Origin of the sequence: Lentibacillus populi (genome assembly GCA_014642895.1) — a bacterium.
GTDB lineage: Bacteria > Bacillota > Bacilli > Bacillales > Amphibacillaceae > Lentibacillus_C > Lentibacillus_C populi.
The window spans coordinates 1-1110 of record BMJD01000116.1 but is presented as its reverse complement, the minus strand read 5'-3'; the positions used below and the strand labels follow the sequence as shown (position 1 = coordinate 1110).

The following is a 1110-nucleotide window of genomic DNA, read 5'->3' as shown; positions in this document are numbered from 1 at the left end:
CCTTTGTCATTATACCAGAGGGGGATTTTTTTATCATACGTAAAGGTACTTCCACTTTTGTTCTCCCACGCATAGCGTGGGGCTTAATCTGGAGTTACAGTCAACGAATTATGGTACCGTTTATGGTTCTTAACGAGGTGGGGGCTCGGTACGTTGTTCTTATACCTTTTCTTTTTAACCTTATATAAAGTTGTGCCTAGTATCGGGGTACCGTGGAGAAGTGTTTTCCCAGGGGCAATTTTTGCAACAATTGGCTGGCAAGTCGTATCGGTTGGCTTCTCAAGGTATGCCGGTATGAGCAACTACTCCGAATTCTACGGACAACTTGGGAGTATCATTGCTTTAATGGTTTGGTTTTATCTTACGGCTGTTGTCTTGTTAGTAGGTGGTTTGATTAATGCATCGGTGTATAAAAGATGAATATGGTAAGAGTAATACAATTCACTCGGTACAGAGAGGAAAAGGATACGACATTATGCTAACTGCCCCCCTTTTTCTTGAACTAACCCACAAAACAAGTTTGTTCCATCCCCCGGAACAAACTTGTTTGCGCACGATCTTCTTCACCTGAAATACTACAGCTGATCCTTAATTTCATCTAAGTCTTTTTCAGTAAGATTTGTCAATTCCATAATCTCTTTTACCGAAAAACCTTTTTTAAACATCGCCACAGCTATTTCCTTTCTTCCTTCCGCTTTTCCCTCTGCCTTTCCCTCTGCTTTTCCTTCTGCTTTTCCTTCTGCTTTTCCTTCTGCTCTACCTTCCGCTTTTCCTTCCGCAATTCCCAGCCTTTTTCCTTCCTCCCTAAGCTCATCAAGAAAGGGTTTTAACGTCGGTGGGTCAGGATACATTGTTCTATCCATATAACTCGCCTCCTTTCCAATCATTGGTTTAATATCTTTTTGCAACTCCCTTGTCATCTCCTCAGGAACTTCCAATAAATAGTCGATAAAATAGAGTAATGATTGAATATATTCCTGAGAGCTTTTCTGCGGATCCTGAAGTAACAATTCAAATCACATACCACCTGTTCAACAGGTGGTTTGACTTAGCCCTATAAGGGCATGTTACTTGCAACGCCTTAAGGGCGTGGTTTCGCAAGCCGACTAC

The 1110-nt window shown here is 41.7% G+C and carries 1 protein-coding gene and 1 pseudogene; one reads left to right on the top strand and one right to left on the bottom strand.

What is annotated here, in order from left to right:
* Positions 1-123: 123 nt before the first annotated feature.
* A pseudogene (locus IEX12_RS23100) lies at positions 124-420 on the top strand (YihY/virulence factor BrkB family protein); the annotation flags it as partial.
* Between the two features lie 155 nt (positions 421-575).
* Here the strand turns inward: IEX12_RS23100 and IEX12_RS23095 are convergent.
* Entirely contained in the window at positions 576-1010 is a 435-nt protein-coding gene (locus IEX12_RS23095) for an RpnC/YadD family protein (RefSeq protein ID WP_188725995.1), read from the bottom strand.
* Positions 1011-1110: the final 100 nt, after the last annotated feature.